Here is a 17,500-nt window from a genome sequence, read left to right on the forward strand (position 1 = left end):
TCCTCGGGGACGTCAGGGCGCCGGGACCGGCTGCGGCGGGGGCGTGCCGACGTATCGGGCCGCCGGACGGATGATCTTCGAGTCCGCCGCCTGCTCCAGGATATTGGCGCTCCAGCCGACCACCCGCGCGGCGCAGAACGTCGGCGTGAACATCTCTCGCGGCAGCCCGCACAGCTCCATGACGACTCCGGCGTAGAACTCGACGTTGGTGTGCAGCTCACGGCCCGGCTTGAGCTCGGCGAGGATCGCCTCGACCCGCCGCTCGACCTCGACGGCGAAGTCGACGAGCGGGCCGCCGAAGCCCTGCGCGATGCCCCGGAGCATGCGTGAGCGGGGGTCCTCGGTGCGGTAGACGGGGTGGCCGAATCCCATGATCCGCTCGCCGACGAGCACCCGTTCGCGGATCCAGCCGTCGATGCGGTCAGGGGTGCCGATGGCGTCCAGGGTGTCGAGGGCGCGGCTGGGCGCTCCGCCGTGCAGCGGTCCGGAGAGCGCGCCGACGGCCGCCACCAGGCAGGCCGCGACGTCGGCACCGGTGGAGGCGACCACCCGGCCGGTGAAGGTCGAGGCGTTGAAGCCGTGGTCGACCGTGGAGATCAGATACTGCTCCACGGCCCTGACGCGTGCGGCGTCCGGCACGGAACCGGTCAGCATGTACAGGTAGTTGGCAGCGTACGGCAGGTCGTCACGCGGCTCGACCGGTTCGAGGCCCCGGCCGAGCCGGTGCAGGGCCGTCAGCACGGTGGGAACGGCGGCACAGGCTGCCAGGGCGTCACCGCGGCGCCGGTCGGCGTCGATGTCGTACACCGGTCGGAAGCCGGCCGAGGCGCCGAGGAGCGAGAGGGCGGTACGCAGACCGGCCAGGGGGCCGGAGACGGCTCCCGCTCGGGCTATGGCGGGCAGGGCCTCCCGCACTTCCGCGGGCAGCCGGCGCAGCGCCGCGGTGCGGGCGGCGAATTCGGCGCGCGTTGCGGCATCGGGCAGCGTGCCCTCGGACATCAGGTACCAGACGTCCTCGAAGCTGCGGGTCTGTGCGAGTTCGATCGCCGAGTACTGCCGGTAGTGGTAGAAGCCCTCGCGCCCTCGGACGTCGCCGAGGGCCGTGTCGGTGACGACGACACCCGCGAGCCCTCGGGGCACGCCGAGCGGGGTTCCGTCGGTGGTGGTCTGCATCTCTTCCTCCGTCTGCGTCCCGGTGGACTCATGGATATTGATTTGACCATCCATGATTGACTTCAATGCTGTCAATGTTGATTGAATCAATATGGATACGGTTGACGACATGAAGGATCAAGCAGCGCCCGGCGACGTCCCGGCCGCGTCCGCTCCGCAACGGCTCAGCACCCGCGAGACGGCCGAACGGCTCGGTGTGAAACCCGAGACGGTGTACGCGTACGTCAGCCGGGGGCAGCTCAGCAGCACACGCGCCCCTGATGGGCGCGGCAGCACGTTCGATGCCGCGGAGGTCGATGCGCTGGCCCGGCGCACGGGCCGCAGGGAGCCCTCCCCCGCCACCGGCGATCTGGTCTTCCGTACCGGCATCACCTTGATCGAGGGCGACCGCTACTACTTCCGCGGCGTCGACGCGACCGAACTGGCCGGTCAGTACCCCTACGAAGAGGTCGCCGAATGGCTCTGGACCGGCGTGCTGCGGCCCGGCATCCGATTCATGGCACCCGCAGAAGCGCTGTCCGCGGCGCACCGGGCAGTCGAGTCGCTGCCCGCGCACAGTGGCTCGACGGACCGGCTGCGGGTGGCCGCGATCGCCGCGGCGACGGCCGATCCGCTCCGCTTCGACCTCTCGCGCGAAGCGGTGCTCGCCGGCGCACGGAGCCTGATCCCGACCCTGGTCGAAGCCCTGCCCCTGGCCGCGGGCGGGCGTTCGGAGGGTTCGGAGGGTGTCGCGTCACAGGGTGCGGCGGACGGGACCGGGGCTCAACTGGCACGGCGGCTGTGGCCGAAACTCACCACCCGTCCGGCCGACGAGCCGTCGATCGCCGCACTGGACACCGCCCTCACCCTGTTGATCGACCACGATCTCGCGGCGTCGACGCTGGCGGCCAGGGTCGCGGCGTCCGCCCATGCCCATCCGTACGCGGTGGTCTCCGCGGGCCTCGGGGTTCTGGAGGGCCCCCTGCACGGCGCGGCGAGCGGCCTGGCGCACCGGATGCTGACCGAGGTCCTGGAGCGGGGCAGCGCGGTCCCGGTGGTCGCGGACCATCTCCGCAGTGGACGCAGGGTGCCAGGACTCGGTCATCGCCTCTACATCTCCGAGGACCCTCGGGCGCAGGCCCTGTTCGCCCTGCTCGCGGACGTTCCGCAAGCGGCTCGGGCGCTCGCTGCGGCGCGCGACGTGGTCACGACGACCGCTCGCCATGCACCCCTGCACGCCAATGTCGACCTGGCGCTGGCCGTGCTCTCGGTCTCCTCCGGCATGGCCGCGGATGCGGGCGAGACCGTGTTCGCCGTGTCGCGCACGGCGGGCTGGATCGCGCACGCACTGGAGGAGTACGGGGAACGGCCGTTGCGTATGCGGCCCAGCGGCCAGTACACAGGCCCCCGGCCCCCTCAGCCCCTGCCCACCGCCACGGATGTCCCGCCCCGTTCTTCATACGGCCCGCACAGCGCGCAGCGGTGACGGCTGGAGCGGAACGGTGCGGGTCCGCTCGGCGGCGGCACGCCTCGCACCACCAGTACCGGCTCGCGGTTCTTCTCCCCGGACGCCGTCGACCGGGACCTGGTCGTGCTGCGGCACACGAAGTGTCATCAGCGGGGCTTCGCACTCCAGTTGCGCACGGTCCGCTACGCGAGGGCTGTTTCTGGAGGACCCCCTCGTGGTGCCCGGACCGGTGGTCGAGCAGCGGCCGCGAAGCGGTGCATCGAGCGGCTGAAGACGACGACGAGCACACACCCGCTGCCCGGGGATGATGCCGCCGTCGACCCGGAACTGAGCACCGGCGAGCCATTTGGCGCGGCCGGAGGCGAGGAACGCGATCAGCTCTGCGACGTCCTCGGGTTCACCGGGGCGCCCCATCGGCACCTTCAGGTGGTCCACGATCTGCTGCTCGACGTCGTCGAGGGTGGGCCCTGAAATCATTTCCCCCGTGCTCGCCTCGCCCGGTACGGTCGCGGGATTGTTTTCGCTGCTGGGAGCCCATGAGGTTCGCGTTGGGCATCCCCCGGCAGTTCCCTGGCTGAGAGCAGGTTTCGTCATGGCATGTCGTATCAGCGAGCTCGTGCTCGATTGCCGCGACCCTGAGGTGCTGGCGCGGTTCTGGTGTGAGGTCCTGGACTTCGTCGTGCTCGATCGTGAGGACGACGGCTCGGTGGAGATCGGGCCGCGCGAAGGTTTCGGTGGTCCGCAGCCGACGATCGTCCTCAGTCGCAGCGACGAGCCGGTGAAGGGGAGATCCCGGCTGCACATCGACGTCAACGCCACCGACCGCGATCAGGACGCCGAGCTCGAACGCCTTCTGAAACTCGGTGCGCGCCCGGCCGACATCGGCCAGACGGGGGACGAGCCGTGGCATGTCCTCACCGACCCCGAAGGCAATGAGTTCTGCCTGCTCAAGGCTCGCCTCGCCCCGCTCTGATGCTCATCGGTCATGCCTCGGCACCAGGTACCGGGGTCTGCCTCGAAGTCCGGTGTGACGGGCATGTCGTGATCGTGGAGTAAGCGAGGTCTCCGGTGGAGGGTTCATCGGCCAGGAAGAACCTGAACACCGGAGACCTCGTGGTCGGCGCGCTGCAGTACCTGGTGAAGCCGTTCACCCACGCGGGGCTGCGCACCGAGCCGGAGGCCTGCGCGACGCTGCGCCACACCCTTGAACGCGGCGGCGCGGCCGAGCAGGGCGAGGTGGACCGACTCTTCGGTGCCCTGTGGGCAGCGGGCGAACCCGACCTGCCCAAGGGCCCCACACAGACGACTGCGGAACTGGTCGGGCGCGCGCTTCGCAGTGCCGGAGGGCCGCTCTCCGCGCAGGAGATCGCGGAAAGCGCCGGGATGAGTCGGCAGACGACCCAGCACTGTCCGAAGCTGCTGGAAAGGACCGGCAGGGTGCCGCTGACGCTGCGGTACGGCGGGAAGGGCCGCCCGGAACACCGCTGCACCTGGTCCACCGGCGGACAGGCCTGAGATCCCCGGGCCGCACGACGCGAGCGCGCGGCTACACCGCTCCGGCCCCGGTCAGCGCCCGCACCTCGGTTTCCGCATGCTTGGCGGCGTCGGGCGGCTCGGTGGAGGTGGCCGTTCCGATCCAGCCGGCCAGGAAACCCAGAGGAATGGAGACCAGGCCGGGGTTCTCCAGGGGGAAGAGCTGGAAGTCGGCGCCGGGGAAGAGCGAGGTGGGGCTGCCGGAAACCACCGGGGAGAGGATCACGAGCAGCACGGCCGGGATCAGCCCGCCGTAGACCGACCAGACCGCTCCCCGCGTGGTGAACCCGCGCCAGAACAGGGAGTACAGCAGTACCGGAAGGTTGGCCGAAGCGGCGACGGCGAAGGCCAGCCCCACCAGGAACGCCACATTCAGGTCCTGGGCGACCAGACCGAGCCCGATGGCGGCCACCCCGATCCCGGCCGCGGCGACCCGGGCCACAGCGACCTCGCTGTGCTGCTTGGCGCCCGGACGCCTGAGCGAGGCATAGAGGTCATGGGCCACGGAGGCGGACGAGGCGAGGGTGATCCCCGCGACAACGGCGAGGATGGTCGCGAACGCGACAGCGGCGACCACGGCGAACAGAATCGTTCCCCCGGTGGACCCCTCGCCGCCGCCGAGCACCAGGGCCAGCAGCGGCACGGCAGTGTTCCCCGCGGGGTTCGACGCCCGCACCTCAGCCGTGCCGACCAGTGCCGCCGCCCCGAATCCGAGCACGATCGTCATCAGATAGAAGCTGCCGATGAGCCCGATGGACCAGACGACCGAGCGTCGGGCCGCACGGGCGGTGGGCACGGTGTAGAACCGCGACAGGATGTGCGGCAGCCCTGCCGTGCCGAGCACCAGGGCCAGACCCAGACTGACGAAGTCGACGCGTGCCGTCCAGGTTCCGCCGTACCGGAGGCCGGGCGAGAGGAACCGGCCCCCGTGGCCGCTCCGTTCGGCTGCGGAGTTGAGCAAGGCGTTGAAGTCGCCGTGGAAGTGAACCAGGACGAGGACGGTGAGCACGACCGCTCCCGCCATCAGCAGAACGGCCTTGACGATCTGGATCCAGGTGGTGGCACGCATCCCGCCGAGCGACACATAGATCACCATGAGCGCCCCGACACCGATGACCGTCCAGGAGCGGGCCGCGCCGCTCGTACCGCCGAGCAGCAGCGCGACCAGACTGCCCGCGCCCACCATCTGTGCCACCAGATAGAGCACGGAGACGGTCACGGACGAGGTGCCCGCGGCGATCCGGACCGGGCGCTGCGCCATCCGCGCCGCGACCACGTCGGCGAGAGTGAAACGGCCGCAGTTGCGGACCAGTTCGGCGACCAGGAGCAGGACGACGAGCCAGGCCACGAGGAAGCCGACCGAGTAGAGCATGCCGTCATAGCCGAAGAGTGCGATCAGGCCCGAGATACCGAGGAAGGACGCAGCCGACATGTAGTCGCCCGCGATGGCGAAACCGTTCTCCATGGGGGAGAACAACCGGCCGCCCGCGTAGAACTCCTCGGCCGAGCCGTGCCGGTTGCGGCTCACCCAGGTGGTGATGGCGAGCGTCACTGCGATGAAGGCGCTGAACAGCAGGAGCGCCAACGTCTCATGGTTCCCGTTCAACGCCCGATCCCCCGCGTCATCTCCTGCGTCTCCCAGCGCAATTCGAGCGCGGCCCGGTCCCTGCGCAGCCGTGCGTGTCGTGCGTACGCCCCGGTGAGCAGAAAGGTCGAGAGGAACTGTCCGAGCCCCGCGACCATCGCGACATTGACCGCTCCGGCCACCGGACGGGCCATCAGCCCGGGTTCCGTGGTCGCGACGACGACATAGGCGAGATACCAGACGAGGAAGGCCAGGGTGGCGGGGACGACGAACCGCCGGTAGCGACGGCGCACTTCCCGGAATGCCTCGCTGTGCTGCACTTCCAGATAGATGTCCGCCGCGCTGTGGCCGCACCGCGGGTTCGCGGGCCCGGGCGTCCCTGCGGGGGCGAAGCTCCCCGCGCCGTTCGGCTCGCCCCATCCGGAGGCGGACTCGTCGTACCACGGGTCGTCGAGCCGCGTCGCTACGGCCTCGCGCCCTGCTTCCTTCTCCACCGAACAACTCCCCTTGTCCACGGACCACTTCGGCCGCGTACCCAAGAATGGGCAGATGGGGAAGATCCCGAGCGCTTCATTCGGCCGTCTTCACCTCTTCAGGTGAAGGCCGACCCGGGCGGCTGTGCGAGGCCCCGAACGTACGCGTAGCGAACGGCCTGTGCCCGATCGCGCACACCGGCCTTGGCGAAGAGATTGTTGATGTGGCTCTTCACGGTCGCTTGTGAAATGTGCAGCCTGCGGGCGATCTCCGGATTGGACAGCCCCTCCGCGATCAGGACCAGCACTTCGATTTCACGTGGGGTCAGTCCGTCGGGCAACTGCGGCTCGGGAGCCGGGCCGGGCGGCGGGGTCTGCGTGGTGACGCGCTCCAGAAGGCGGCGCTGGACGGAAGGCGAGAGCCCGGCCTCGCCCGACAGCACGGCCTGAATGGCCCGCACGATCTCATCGCCTCCGGCGTCCTTGGTGAGGTAACCCCGGGCCCCTGCCTGCAGCGCGGGAAAGAGCGAGTCGTCGTCCGCGAACGTCGTGAGCACCACCACCTGGGTCCTCGGATATTCCTTGCGAATCCGCCGTGTCGCCTCCGCCCCGTCGCAACGGGGCATCCGCAGATCCATCAGAACCACGTCAGGGTCCAGCTCGGCCACAAGTGCGACGGCCTCTTCGCCGTCCTTCGCCGATCCCACCACCTCGATTCCGGGCAGCAGCCCCAACAGCATCACGATTCCCTCGCGCACCACCGACTGGTCATCCGCAACCACGACCCGCGCGTTCACGCCGGCACCCGCAGACTCACCACGAAACCCTCCTCCCCGGGACCGGCCTCCAGCGTCCCGCCCATCAGCTCGGCCCGCTCCCTCATCCCCAGCAGACCGTATCCGGAGCCACTGCCGGCGAGTTCCTCCTCGGCTCCGTGCCCGCCCCAATCCCGCACCTCCAGGGCGATTTCGTCGGGCAGGTACTCCAGCCGAACGAGGACCCTGGCCCCCGGCGCATGTTTACGTACATTGGTCAGGGCCTCCTGTGCCACCCGCCGAACCGTCTGCGACGCCTCCGCGGTCAAGGCTCGCTGCTCCCCCGCCACACTCATCTCGGCGGGCTCCGCGACCACCAGCTCCCGCAGGAAGTCCTCCACGGGGGACACCTCCCCCCGGAGCGCCGAAAGCGCCTGACGGGTCTCCGCAAGCCCCTCACGTGCCATGGAACGTGCCGCCACCACCCGCTCCAGGACCTGGTCCCGGAACCCGCCCGCAGGCTCCTGCTCGATCAGCAGCCGCGCCGCCTCCAGGTGCACCAACTGCGCGGAGAGGCTGTGGGCGAGCACGTCGTGGATCTCCCTGGCGATCCTGGCCCGCTCGTCCAGGGCAGCGGTCTCCGCCTCCGCCGCGCGGGCCGCTCGCTCCTGCGCGAGGAGTCTCCGGGCGCTGCCACGGGCCTCGGCATCCAGCCTCAGTACATAGCCCGCCAGGCACAGACCCGCTGTGGTTATGGCCGTGTTCAGCCAGCCGTCCGTGTTGACGGCGGCGTACGCGCCGAGCGCCACGGCGGTGGCCGGAATGCCTGCCGTGAGGGGCAGCCGCTCCAGAGCGACAACCGCGCAACCGCACCACAGGATCACCGCGGGCACCCCGGCGCCGGCCTGTTGCGCCCCGAACGCCGCCGCCATCAGCAGCGCCAGGAGTCCCAGCGAAGGCCACAGCCGGTGTTCCAGGCTGGTCCGGAAGAAGGCCCACGCGGCGACCGCACAGCCCACGACGCACACCAGCCCGAGGGTCACCTCCCAGGGCCCGTATCGTCCGCTGGTGAAAGTGCCCCACAGCATGGCCGTGAGCAGCGCGACCCGGACGGACCAGGCGATCACCGCTCGCGGGCGGGTGCGATGCCCCGGCGAGAGGGCTTCACGGGACGGCCAGGCCGTCCAGGTCGTGCGCGTCACACGCGGTCCTTCCACACCTGCTGCGACGGCTCCCCGTCGGCACAGCCACCGTACGCCGGACGCATCGACCCGGCCCGCCACATCAGCACGCCGCTGCGCACCGCCAGTGTGACCGCGAGAGCCGACAGCAGAGCCGCGCTGCCCTGATGTATGCCCATCAGCGCCGCAGCCCCGTAGAGGGCCGCCCTCAGCGCCAGCCCGCCCGTCCAGACGAAGACGGTGGCCTTGGTACCCCTGCTCCACAGCGAGCCGTCCGCCTCGCGCCACAGCCGTGACGTCCAGCCCCAGCCTGCGCCGGTCACCAGCCCCACCACCAGCTCTGCGCCCAGGACCGCCGCGGACAGCGCCGAGTGACGCGGGTCGAGCAGCCCGGGCCCGCGCAGCGACATGACGAGGAGAGCGCCCGGCAGGATCCACCAACGCTTGCTGTCGGAGATCCGCCGTGCCGAGCACTGGCGGATCACGACAACAACGACGACGGCGACGATCACCAGGATGTCGATCAGCCCGGACATGGCTGCCTCCGAGACGCGAGAAGGTTGGACGCCTTCGACGCTACGGAAACAGCCAGGTCGGGGGATCGGCTCAGGGGTTGATCGTGGGTGGAGTCGCCGTCTCCACCCACGGGTGGAGACGGCATCGCTCAGGCGTCGATGCGCGAGCGGTCCAGGGTGGCGGCCGAGCTGGTGATGAATTCCTTGCGCGGCGCCACCTCATTGCCCATCAGCAGGTCGAAGACCTGCTCGGACGATTCCAGATCGCCGATGTTGATCCGCCGCAGGGTGCGGTGCCGGGGGTCCATCGTGGTCTCTGCGAGTTGGTCGGCATCCATCTCGCCCAGCCCCTTGTAGCGCTGGATCGACTCCTTGTACCGGATGTTCTTCCGCTGAAGCTCCAGCAGCCGCTGGCGCAGCTCGTTGTCGGAGTACGTGTAGATGTACTTGTCCTGGCCCTTCTTGGGCTGGACCAGCTCGATCCGGTGCAGCGGGGGTACCGCGGCGAAGACCCGGCCCGCCTCGACCATGGGCCGCATGTAGCGCTGGAAAAGCGTCAGCAGCAGAATGCGGATGTGCGCGCCGTCGACATCGGCGTCCACGAGCAGGACGATCTTCCCGTAGCGAGCGGCGTCGATGTCGAAGGTGCGCCCCGACCCGGCTCCTATGACCTGGATGATCGCCCCGCACTCGGCGTTCTTCAGCATGTCCGAGACGGACGCCTTCTGGACGTTGAGGATCTTGCCCCGGATCGGCAGCAGTGCCTGGAATTCGCTGTTCCGGGCGAGCTTGGCCGTACCGAGCGCGGAGTCGCCCTCGACGATGAAGAGCTCGCTGCGGTCCACGTCGTCGCTGCGGCAATCGGCGAGCTTCGCCGGCAGCGAGGAGGACTCCAACGCCGTCTTGCGACGCTGCGCGTCCTTGTGCTGGCGGGCCGCGATACGGGTGCGTGCGGCCGCCACGGCCTTGTCCAGGACCGCCCTGGCCTGGGCCTTGGCATCGCGCTTCGTCGAGGTCAGGAACGCCTTCAGTTCCTTGGCCACGACATTGGCGACGATCCGGTTGGCCGCCGAGGTGCCGAGCACCTCCTTGGTCTGGCCCTCGAACTGCGGCTCCGCCAGCCGCACGGTGACGACTGCGGTGAGGCCCTCCAGCGCGTCGTCCTTGACGATGTCGTCCTCGGCGACGCGGAGCAGCTTGGCGGAGCGCAGCGCCTCATTGACCGTCTTGGTCACGGAGCGTTCGAATCCGGTCACATGCGTGCCGCCCTTGGGGGTGGCGATGATGTTGACGAAGGACTTGAGGTTGGTGTCGTATCCGGTGCCCCAGCGCAGGGCGATGTCGACGGCGAGTTCACGGGTGACCTCCGTCGCCGTCATGTGCCCGCGCTCGTCCAGGACCGGCACGGTCTCCTTGAACGTGCCCTGGCCGGTCAGGCGCAGGACGTCGCAGACCGCCTTGTCCTCGGCGAGGTACTCGCAGAATTCGCTGATCCCGCCGTCGAAGCGGAAGGTCTCCTCGGTCTTGCCCTCGCCGTCGAGACCCCGTTCGTCGCGGACGACGATCGTGAGCCCGGGGACGAGGAAGGCCGTCTGCCGGGCCCGCTGGTGGAGCGTCTCCAGGTTGAGTTTGGCGTCCTTGAGGAAGATCTGCCGGTCCGCCCAGTAGCGCACCCTGGTACCGGTGCGCGCCTTGGGCACCCTCTTGCCCTTGAGCAGGCCGTTGGCCGGGTCGAACGGACTGTCCGGCCCCTGCTCGGTGAAGATCCCGGGCACTCCGCGCCGGAAGCTGATCGAATGGGTCGCGCTGTTGCGGTCGACCTCGACGTCGAGCCGGGCGGAGAGCGCGTTGACCACGGAAGCGCCCACTCCGTGCAGACCGCCCGACGCCGCGTAGGAGCCGCCGCCGAACTTTCCGCCGGCGTGCAGCTTGGTCATCACGACTTCGACGCCGGACAGACCCGTCTTGGGCTCGACGTCAACCGGGATGCCGCGCCCGTTGTCCCGGACCTCCACGGATTGGTCGTCGTGGAGGATGACCTCGATGTGGTCGCAGTAGCCGCCGAGAGCTTCGTCGACGGAGTTGTCGATGATCTCCCAGAGGCAGTGCATGAGACCGCGGCTGTCGGTGGATCCGATGTACATCCCGGGACGCTTGCGAACCGCTTCGAGCCCCTCGAGTACGAGCAGGTGCCGCGCGGTGTAGTTGGAACCGTCTCGGTCTGCTCCGGTCAGCAGCGCAGTGGACGGCACGGACGTATCGGCGGTCACGCGGTTCGCTCCTCGCTGAATTTCATTTGGGGCCCAGATGGGTATCGGGCTCGGCTTCGGTCGCCGCTGAGAGGGTACCGAGGCCTGGTAGAGCGGTTGTAACGCCACCCTCCGACAACCCTCACACTAGTCCAGCCTCGCATACACGTTCGATCCCTCGCAGGAGTGACGCGCACATCACGTTCCCTTCCAGGCATGAACCATTTAGGCTCCGGGCACGTCCTCATGAACAAACCGGCAAGCCGGCCGGGAGGATCCACCAACGACAAGCAACGCGAAACCGTAGCGCTACGCAATACGGCACATTCGCCGCCAATCGGCAACAAACAGCCATCTTGAGAAGAAGTTTCGAAGAAAAGCCACGAGCGGGAACGTTTTCGGCCTGGTTGGATGTTGACCCTGGTACGACAGCTCGTCGAGCTAGAGAAGAGGCGACGTGACTACTGTTCTGACCCCCGCGAGCCCGCTGACCGCAGCAGACCGCTGCGACCGTTGCGGCGCCCAGGCATATCTGCGCGTCGTCCTGATCAGCGGCGGTGAACTGCTCTTCTGCGCCCACCACGGTCGCAAGTTCGAGCCGGAACTCAAGAAGATCGCCGCGGAAATACAGGATGAGACGGACCGGCTGACGGCCGTACAGGCCCAAGCCACCGAAGAGGAACACTGACACCTCGCATCCACGACGAGCCTGGGGCAGGTCCCGGACCGGCCGACGGGCGGCTTCCCGAAGAGGGAAGCCGCCCGTTCTCGTAGCCGCGCGACGATGCCGTTCAGTCACCACCCGGCATCCAGCCGATCGCGGCGGAGATCCGCGTGTAGACACCCGGGCTCCCCATCCGAGCGCAACCGTTCCCCCAGGACACCAGTCCGATGAGCCGCCCACCGGCCACCAGCGGCCCTCCGCTGTCGCCCTGGCATGCGTCATACCGGCCCAGCAGTTCGCCCGCACAGAGCATCACTGAGGGGTCGTACGTGCCGTCGCTGCCCCCCGGGTAGGCCTGCGCGCAGAGACTGTCCGGCAGAACGTTCACCTTGGCGGAGCGGAGGGACGACGCGTAGTCCCCGTTGCCGGTCGTGTCGCCCCAGCCGTAGACGACGGCGCCGGTGCCCGGCGTGTACGCCGAGTCACCGGACTCGGCCATCGGGACCACGCTCTTGGCAGGCAACGCATCGGCCAGGGTGAGCACCGCCAGGTCTCCCGCGTTCGTGTCGGGGTCGAATCCCGGGTTGCTCCACGCCTTCTGCACCGCGATCTCCTTGCCCTCGGTCCCGAGCAGGGAGTCCCGGCCGGTGATGACCCGAAGGTCGCGCACTTTGCCGAACTCGACACCGAGAGCCTCCCGGCTCAGGCAGTGCGCAGCGGTCAACACCTTCTTCGGGCCCACGACGACGCCCCCGCAGAACTGGCCTGCGCGTGTGCCTCCGAACCGGTCGCGGCTGGACAGCGCCACGACCCAGGGACTGTCCTTGACGTGCGCCGGCTCACCACCGATGACGACGCTGTTCGCAACGGCCTGAGCGGGGGATCCGAGCGGTAACACGGCCGTGGCGGCAACCAGGGCGAACACCCCGGCGATGGCACGGAAGACGGTACGGGACATGCGCACTCCTGACTCTGTGATGGACCATCACCACCCAGAGTCATCCCACTTGCCGTCCCTCGCACCCCCAGATAGGCCGAGGGCCGGGCTCCCTCGTGGGAACCCGGCCCTCGGCTCGTACTTCTGGGACCCAGGATCTCTTCTGGATCGGGCCGGGCTCACGTGCCCGGTGTCGCTCCCCGATCCAAACGGAAATCCCTAGTCGAGGTAGTCGCGCAGCACCTGCGAACGCGACGGGTGGCGCAGCTTCGACATGGTCTTCGACTCGATCTGACGGATGCGCTCACGCGTCACCCCGTAGACCTTGCCGATCTCGTCCAGCGTCTTCGGCTGGCCGTCGGTGAGACCGAAGCGCATCGAGACCACGCCCGCCTCACGCTCGGAGAGCGTGTCGAGCACCGAGTGCAGCTGCTCCTGGAGGAGCGTGAAGCTGACCGCGTCGGCCGGGACGACCGCCTCGGAGTCCTCGATCAGGTCACCGAACTCGCTGTCTCCGTCCTCACCCAGCGGGGTGTGGAGGGAGATCGGCTCACGACCGTATTTCTGGACCTCGATGACCTTCTCGGGGGTCATGTCGAGTTCCTTCGCCAGCTCCTCCGGCGTGGGCTCGCGGCCCAGGTCCTGGAGCATCTGACGCTGCACACGGGCGAGCTTGTTGATGACCTCGACCATGTGCACCGGGATACGGATGGTGCGGGCCTGGTCGGCCATGGCGCGGGTGATCGCCTGACGGATCCACCAGGTGGCGTACGTGGAGAACTTGTAGCCCTTGGTGTAGTCGAACTTCTCGACCGCGCGGATCAGACCGAGGTTGCCTTCCTGGATCAGGTCCAGGAAGAGCATGCCGCGACCGGTGTAGCGCTTGGCCAGGGAGACCACGAGACGGAGGTTGGCCTCCAGCAGGTGGTTCTTGGCTCGGCGGCCGTCCTCGGCGATGATCTCCAGCTCGCGCTTGAGCTTCGGCGCGAGCTTGTCCGAATTCGCCAGCTTGTCCTCGGCGAACAGACCGGCCTCGATGCGCTTGGCGAGCTCGACCTCCTGCTCCGCATTGAGGAGGGGAACCTTGCCGATCTGCTTCAGGTAGTCCTTGACCGGGTCGGCGGTGGCACCGGCGACGGCGACCTGCTGCGCGGGGGCGTCGTCCTCGTCGTCGTCGGAGAGGACGAAACCCTTGTTCTCGCCCTCTGCCTCCTCTTCCTCGCCCTTGCCGATCTTTACTTCCTCGGCCGCCTCGTCGCCGTCGAGGAGCTCGTCGTCCGGCTTTCCGGACTTCTTCGTTGCTGTCTTCTTGGCCGCCGTCTTCTTCACGGCGGTCTTCTTGGCGGCCGTCTTCTTGGCTGCTGCCTTCTTCGCAGGGCCGGTAGCGGCAGCGTCCTCAGCCACCACGTCCACGGTCTCTGCCGACGAGGCGGCAGTGGCCGCGACGGTCCTGGTCACGGTCGTCTTGGCCGCGACAGTCTTGGTGGCGGTGCGCTTGACCGGGCTCTTTGCTGCGACGCTCTTGCGGGCACGCTTCGACGGCTCCGCGGCACTGACCATCAGCGTCACACCCTCTTCCTCGAGGATCTGGTTGAGGCTGCGCAGAACATTCTTCCACTGGGTTGGCGGAATCTGGTCAGCCTCGAAGGCCCGACGCACGTCATCGCCGGCGATCTGCCCATCAGCCTTTCCCCGCTCGATGAGCGCCATCACAGACTCGGACTCGGCGATCTCCGGCGGGAGCGTACGGGATGTGCTGGCCGACACGAACAACCTCTCGGAACGATGGAAACGGCTTCCGGCCCGGCCCTGGAGAGGGCTGGAGCCGACGACCGTCGGGCTGGGAATGTACCGACGGCGCGGGTTTGGCCTCAGAACTGCACAGCGCACTGAACGGCTGCTGTATTCCTTCCGCGGCGGTCACCTCTTAAGTCATCGCACTGTTTCGAGGAGTGTTACGCCCAATCCGCGTGGCCCGAGTCACACCTCATTTGCGACGAACGTGACCAGGGGTGCCATCCCGCCACAATTGTGCCGCCGGACCGTCCGGGCCCGGCGACACGTGGTTCGTACACCCTGGCCGTGCTGCCCTCAGTGCTCGCGGGGCGCGGGCACCACCCGCTCCACCTCGGGGTGGACGACGAGCAGTTGACGCATGGCCGCCTCGGCACCCGCCGAGTCACCGGACGCGAGGGCGTCGACGATGCGCGCATGGTGACCGAGGGATGCCTCAGTGGGGCGGTCGCAGCCCGTGACGGTGCCGCCGGAGACCTGCAGGGCCGCGGAAACGATGCCGGAGAGGTGCTCGAGCATGCGATTGCCAGCCGCCTGAATGAGCAGGGAATGGAATTCCACATCGGCCCTGGAGCAGGTGATCCCGTCACCCTGCCCGAGCGCATGCCCCATGATCTCGACCATGTCACCGAGGCGCTGCTGAATGTCCTCGCGGCCATGACCTGCGGCGAGACGGGCAGCGAGCGGCTCGATCGTCCACCGGAGCTCCCCCAGTTCGCGGCGCTGGTCCTCGCGCTGAGGGCCGAAGGCGCGCCATTCGATGATGTCGGGGTCCAGCAGATTCCAGTCACTGACCGGGCGGACCCGGGTACCCACGTTGGGCCGGGCGCTGACCAGGCCCTTGGCCTCGAGGACGCGCAGCGATTCGCGTACGACGGTGCGGGAGACCTCGAAACGCTGGCCGATCTCCTCCGGCACCAGAGGACGGTCGGCGCCCAGGTCGCCGGAGACGATCATCTGACCCAACTGCTGAACGAGTTGGCCGTGGAGGCCGCGGCCACGACTGGCCGAGCCCCGCCGGCCCGCCCGGCCGAGCTCGGCATCGGGGCCGTCCCAGGAACGAAGAGGGGCGCGCTCGCCGGCCGGCGCCTCCGCGTACGGGTAGCGATCGAGTTCACCCGGGCCGGCGAGGCCGGAATCGGCGGAGCGGGCGGCGGTCATCATGGTGTGCGCAAGGGTACTCACGCATCCTTTGTCGGCGCGGCTCGCCCGGCCCTTGAGGTCTTTGGTGAAAAGCACACGAAAGGGTGATCGGCACCCACCCCCCAATTGACGCCTTATTGGTGGAAATCGGGCAACTTTCAGGAAGTTGCGGGGCGGCAAGCACTCAATCACGGCGCCGCGATCACCAACGGACCCTGCTGCGAAGGCTGGTGAACAGATACGCACAGATCAGGACCGACAACGAAAGTGACAGCGCGGTCCCCACCGGGTGCGTCACCACGCGCACGAGGGCCGCCACCCATCGGTCCGTCTCGTGCGGCCAGCGCGGCCACATCAGCTCTCGAAGCCTGCCCGGAAGGCCGTCGATCGGACGGGATACCGATCCCGTCAGCACGTTCTGGACAAGCGGAACAACGAGCACGGGAACGGCCAGCACCGCGGCAACGCCCGCCGTCGCCACTCTGAAGACTCCGGCAGCCAGGAGACCCGCCCAGGCGCAGCCCACGGTCAGCGCTCCCCAACTAGCACCCATGGCTACCGGATTCGGCGGAATCCGCAGCAAATCGTCGCCATAGACCAGGTGGAGAGCTTCGGCTGCGGCCAGCACGACGGCCAGGGCGAGCACCAGGGCGACGCCCGCCGATACCAGCAGCTTGGCGAGGAGCAGCCCCAGGCGGCGGGGGACGGTGCCTCGGCCCGCCGCGAGCGCGGGGTAGCGGAATTCGTCGCCGAAGGAGATGGCGCCGAGCACTCCTGCGCCGATTGCCGCAGGTGGCAACGGCAGCGATGACGGCCACGCCGCCAGCACCTTCGGCAGCTGAGCGTGGCCGGAGCGGGCAAGGAGGACGGAGAGTCCGACCGAGGCGACAAGAACGGCGGCCATGACCAGGATTGCCGTTCTGACCCCGAGGAGGCGACGGAGTTCGTATCGCAGGGGGCGGAGCGGGCTGCGGGCCGGGCGGCGTCGGATCGATGGCAGCGGTTCCGGGCCGGACGCACGCGCGGCGGGCTGCGGTGCGGCTTCTCTCTCGCCGTGAGCGTGGTCCGTGGGGGTCATAGCGCCTGCGGGACCGGTGTCGGCGACCTCGTCGGCGAGTTGATGCACCGGGAGCCCGTGCCGGAACGCCGCATCGCCGATCTCCGCACAGGTGGAGCCGTACACGGAGAGGCGGCCGCTCGCTTCGGTGACCACCTCGACCGAGCGTCTGGCCGCTCGGGCCTCGCGACCGACGACGGCAGCGAGGCGGGCCGCGTGCGGGGTCCGTACCGAGACCCGGGGACGGAGACGGGTCCGGGAGAAGTCGTCGGCGCTCCGGTCCGCGACGAGGCGTCCGTGCTCGATGGTGACCACATGGTCGGCAGCTCGCGCGGCCTCCTTGGGGTCGGCCGTGGTGTAGAGAACGGTCCCGCCCTGGCCCGCATGGGACCGCAGCAGCTCATGCACCCAGCACTCCTCGCGCAAAGAGAGGCCTTCCGCGGGGGCGTCGAGGACCAGCGTGTGCGGGTCACCGAGCAGCGCCGAAGCGAGGGCGAGCAGGCGGTCCATGCCGAGGGAGAGCGTGCCCATGCGCTGGTCCCGGAGTCCGGCGAGACCGACGGCTTCGAGCAATTCGTCGGCCCGGGACGCCGGCACGCCTGCGGCGGCGCAGAGCATGCGGAGCTGGCCCCGGACGGTGCGGGCGGGGTGCCCCGGCACGTCCCCGAGGAGTACGCCCACCTCACGCGCCGGGTGGCGGATGCGGTGCAGCGGTCTTCCCCGGAAGTAGGTGACCCCCCGGCCCGAGTCGAGTTCGAGCATCAGGCGGAGAGCCGCGGTCTTGCCCGAACCGGGAGCCCCCAGAAGTGCGGTGACGCGGCCGGGCCGGGCTTCGAAGGTGAGATCGTCCACGGCGACCGGAAGGCCGCGGCGGGGGGAGCTGGTGAGTCCGATGGCCTGGAGCATCGCTTCTCTCGCGGGAGGTGAGACCGCTCGGCGGCAGGGCGGGTACCGCAGCAAGATAACGCGACATATCCGACTTTTCGTGCAGCAC

14 protein-coding genes and 3 pseudogenes are annotated in these 17,500 nt (G+C 69.0%); 5 read left to right on the forward strand and 12 right to left on the reverse strand.

Translation table 11 applies throughout. The features are described 5' to 3' along the window. Window positions 1–12: 12 nt before the first annotated feature. Window positions 13–1,173: a citrate synthase/methylcitrate synthase gene (locus ACIQCZ_RS15855; protein WP_402282748.1), complete on the reverse strand. Its 1,161-nt coding sequence runs from the start codon at window positions 1,171–1,173 to the stop codon at window positions 13–15. A gap of 109 nt (window positions 1,174–1,282) precedes the next feature. On the opposite strand from ACIQCZ_RS15855, the gene ACIQCZ_RS15860 reads away from it, so the two are divergent. Beyond that, on the forward strand, window positions 1,283–2,638 hold the full coding sequence (locus ACIQCZ_RS15860) for a citrate synthase (protein ID WP_402282750.1): 1,356 nt from the start codon (window positions 1,283–1,285) through the stop codon (window positions 2,636–2,638). A gap of 66 nt (window positions 2,639–2,704) precedes the next feature. After that, window positions 2,705–2,858: pseudogene (locus ACIQCZ_RS15865) on the forward strand (DUF4158 domain-containing protein); the annotation flags it as partial. 62 nt (window positions 2,859–2,920) lie between these two features. Here ACIQCZ_RS15865 and ACIQCZ_RS15870 read toward each other — a convergent pair. Then, window positions 2,921–3,070 (reverse strand): annotated as a pseudogene (locus ACIQCZ_RS15870) (SDR family oxidoreductase); the annotation flags it as partial. 142 nt (window positions 3,071–3,212) lie between these two features. Between ACIQCZ_RS15870 and ACIQCZ_RS15875 the strand changes: the two are divergent. Together ACIQCZ_RS15875 and ACIQCZ_RS15880 are read left to right on the forward strand one after the other, a co-directional pair. After that, window positions 3,213–3,593, forward strand: coding sequence for a VOC family protein (locus ACIQCZ_RS15875; RefSeq protein WP_402282935.1), 381 nt, complete (start codon window positions 3,213–3,215; stop codon window positions 3,591–3,593). A gap of 146 nt (window positions 3,594–3,739) precedes the next feature. Beyond that, a pseudogene (locus tag ACIQCZ_RS15880) lies at window positions 3,740–4,135 on the forward strand (two-component system response regulator); the annotation flags it as partial. 31 nt (window positions 4,136–4,166) lie between these two features. Here ACIQCZ_RS15880 and ACIQCZ_RS15885 read toward each other — a convergent pair. The 6 genes from ACIQCZ_RS15885 to ACIQCZ_RS15910 all read right to left on the reverse strand — a co-directional run bounded on the left by ACIQCZ_RS15885 (window position 4,167) and on the right by ACIQCZ_RS15910 (window position 10,932). Further along, the gene (locus ACIQCZ_RS15885) at window positions 4,167–5,759 is read right to left on the reverse strand and encodes a cation acetate symporter (RefSeq protein ID WP_402282751.1); all 1,593 of its coding nucleotides are present in this window, start codon (window positions 5,757–5,759) and stop codon (window positions 4,167–4,169) included. Next, window positions 5,756–6,232: a DUF485 domain-containing protein gene (locus tag ACIQCZ_RS15890; RefSeq protein WP_402282752.1), complete on the reverse strand. Its 477-nt coding sequence runs from the start codon at window positions 6,230–6,232 to the stop codon at window positions 5,756–5,758. The genes ACIQCZ_RS15885 and ACIQCZ_RS15890 overlap by 4 nt, the downstream gene beginning before the upstream one ends. 98 nt (window positions 6,233–6,330) lie before the next feature. Next, a complete protein-coding gene (locus tag ACIQCZ_RS15895; RefSeq protein WP_402282753.1) occupies window positions 6,331–7,008 on the reverse strand; it encodes a response regulator in 678 nt (225 codons plus the stop codon). After that, window positions 7,005–8,168, reverse strand: coding sequence for a sensor histidine kinase (locus ACIQCZ_RS15900; RefSeq protein WP_402282755.1), 1,164 nt, complete (start codon window positions 8,166–8,168; stop codon window positions 7,005–7,007). The genes ACIQCZ_RS15895 and ACIQCZ_RS15900 overlap by 4 nt, the downstream gene beginning before the upstream one ends. After that, on the reverse strand, window positions 8,165–8,683 hold the full coding sequence (locus ACIQCZ_RS15905) for a DUF1453 domain-containing protein (RefSeq protein WP_402282756.1): 519 nt from the start codon (window positions 8,681–8,683) through the stop codon (window positions 8,165–8,167). Before ACIQCZ_RS15905 ends, ACIQCZ_RS15900 begins: the two co-directional genes overlap by 4 nt. Window positions 8,684–8,811: 128 nt before the next feature. After that, entirely contained in the window at window positions 8,812–10,932 is a 2,121-nt protein-coding gene (locus tag ACIQCZ_RS15910) for a type IIA DNA topoisomerase subunit B (RefSeq protein WP_402282757.1), read from the reverse strand. A gap of 436 nt (window positions 10,933–11,368) precedes the next feature. Between ACIQCZ_RS15910 and ACIQCZ_RS15915 the strand changes: the two genes are divergently transcribed. Beyond that, a complete protein-coding gene (locus tag ACIQCZ_RS15915; RefSeq protein WP_283854449.1) occupies window positions 11,369–11,599 on the forward strand; it encodes a hypothetical protein in 231 nt (76 codons plus the stop codon). A gap of 103 nt (window positions 11,600–11,702) precedes the next feature. Here the strand turns inward: ACIQCZ_RS15915 and ACIQCZ_RS15920 are convergent, their stop codons facing one another. The 4 genes from ACIQCZ_RS15920 to ACIQCZ_RS15935 all read right to left on the reverse strand — a co-directional run bounded on the left by ACIQCZ_RS15920 (window position 11,703) and on the right by ACIQCZ_RS15935 (window position 17,412). After that, window positions 11,703–12,533, reverse strand: coding sequence for a S1 family peptidase (locus ACIQCZ_RS15920; protein ID WP_402282758.1), 831 nt, complete (start codon window positions 12,531–12,533; stop codon window positions 11,703–11,705). A 198-nt stretch (window positions 12,534–12,731) separates the two neighbouring features. Then, a complete protein-coding gene (locus ACIQCZ_RS15925) occupies window positions 12,732–14,279 on the reverse strand; it encodes an RNA polymerase sigma factor (RefSeq protein ID WP_402282759.1) in 1,548 nt (515 codons plus the stop codon). 324 nt (window positions 14,280–14,603) lie between these two features. Then, the gene (locus ACIQCZ_RS15930) at window positions 14,604–15,491 is read right to left on the reverse strand and encodes a FadR/GntR family transcriptional regulator (RefSeq protein WP_351075127.1); all 888 of its coding nucleotides are present in this window, start codon (window positions 15,489–15,491) and stop codon (window positions 14,604–14,606) included. 160 nt (window positions 15,492–15,651) lie between these two features. After that, the gene (locus ACIQCZ_RS15935) at window positions 15,652–17,412 is read right to left on the reverse strand and encodes an ATP-binding cassette domain-containing protein (protein ID WP_402282760.1); all 1,761 of its coding nucleotides are present in this window, start codon (window positions 17,410–17,412) and stop codon (window positions 15,652–15,654) included. Window positions 17,413–17,500: the final 88 nt, after the last annotated feature.

Source organism: Streptomyces sp. NPDC093149, from assembly GCF_044754145.1.
In the GTDB taxonomy this organism is placed as follows: domain Bacteria; phylum Actinomycetota; class Actinomycetes; order Streptomycetales; family Streptomycetaceae; genus Streptomyces.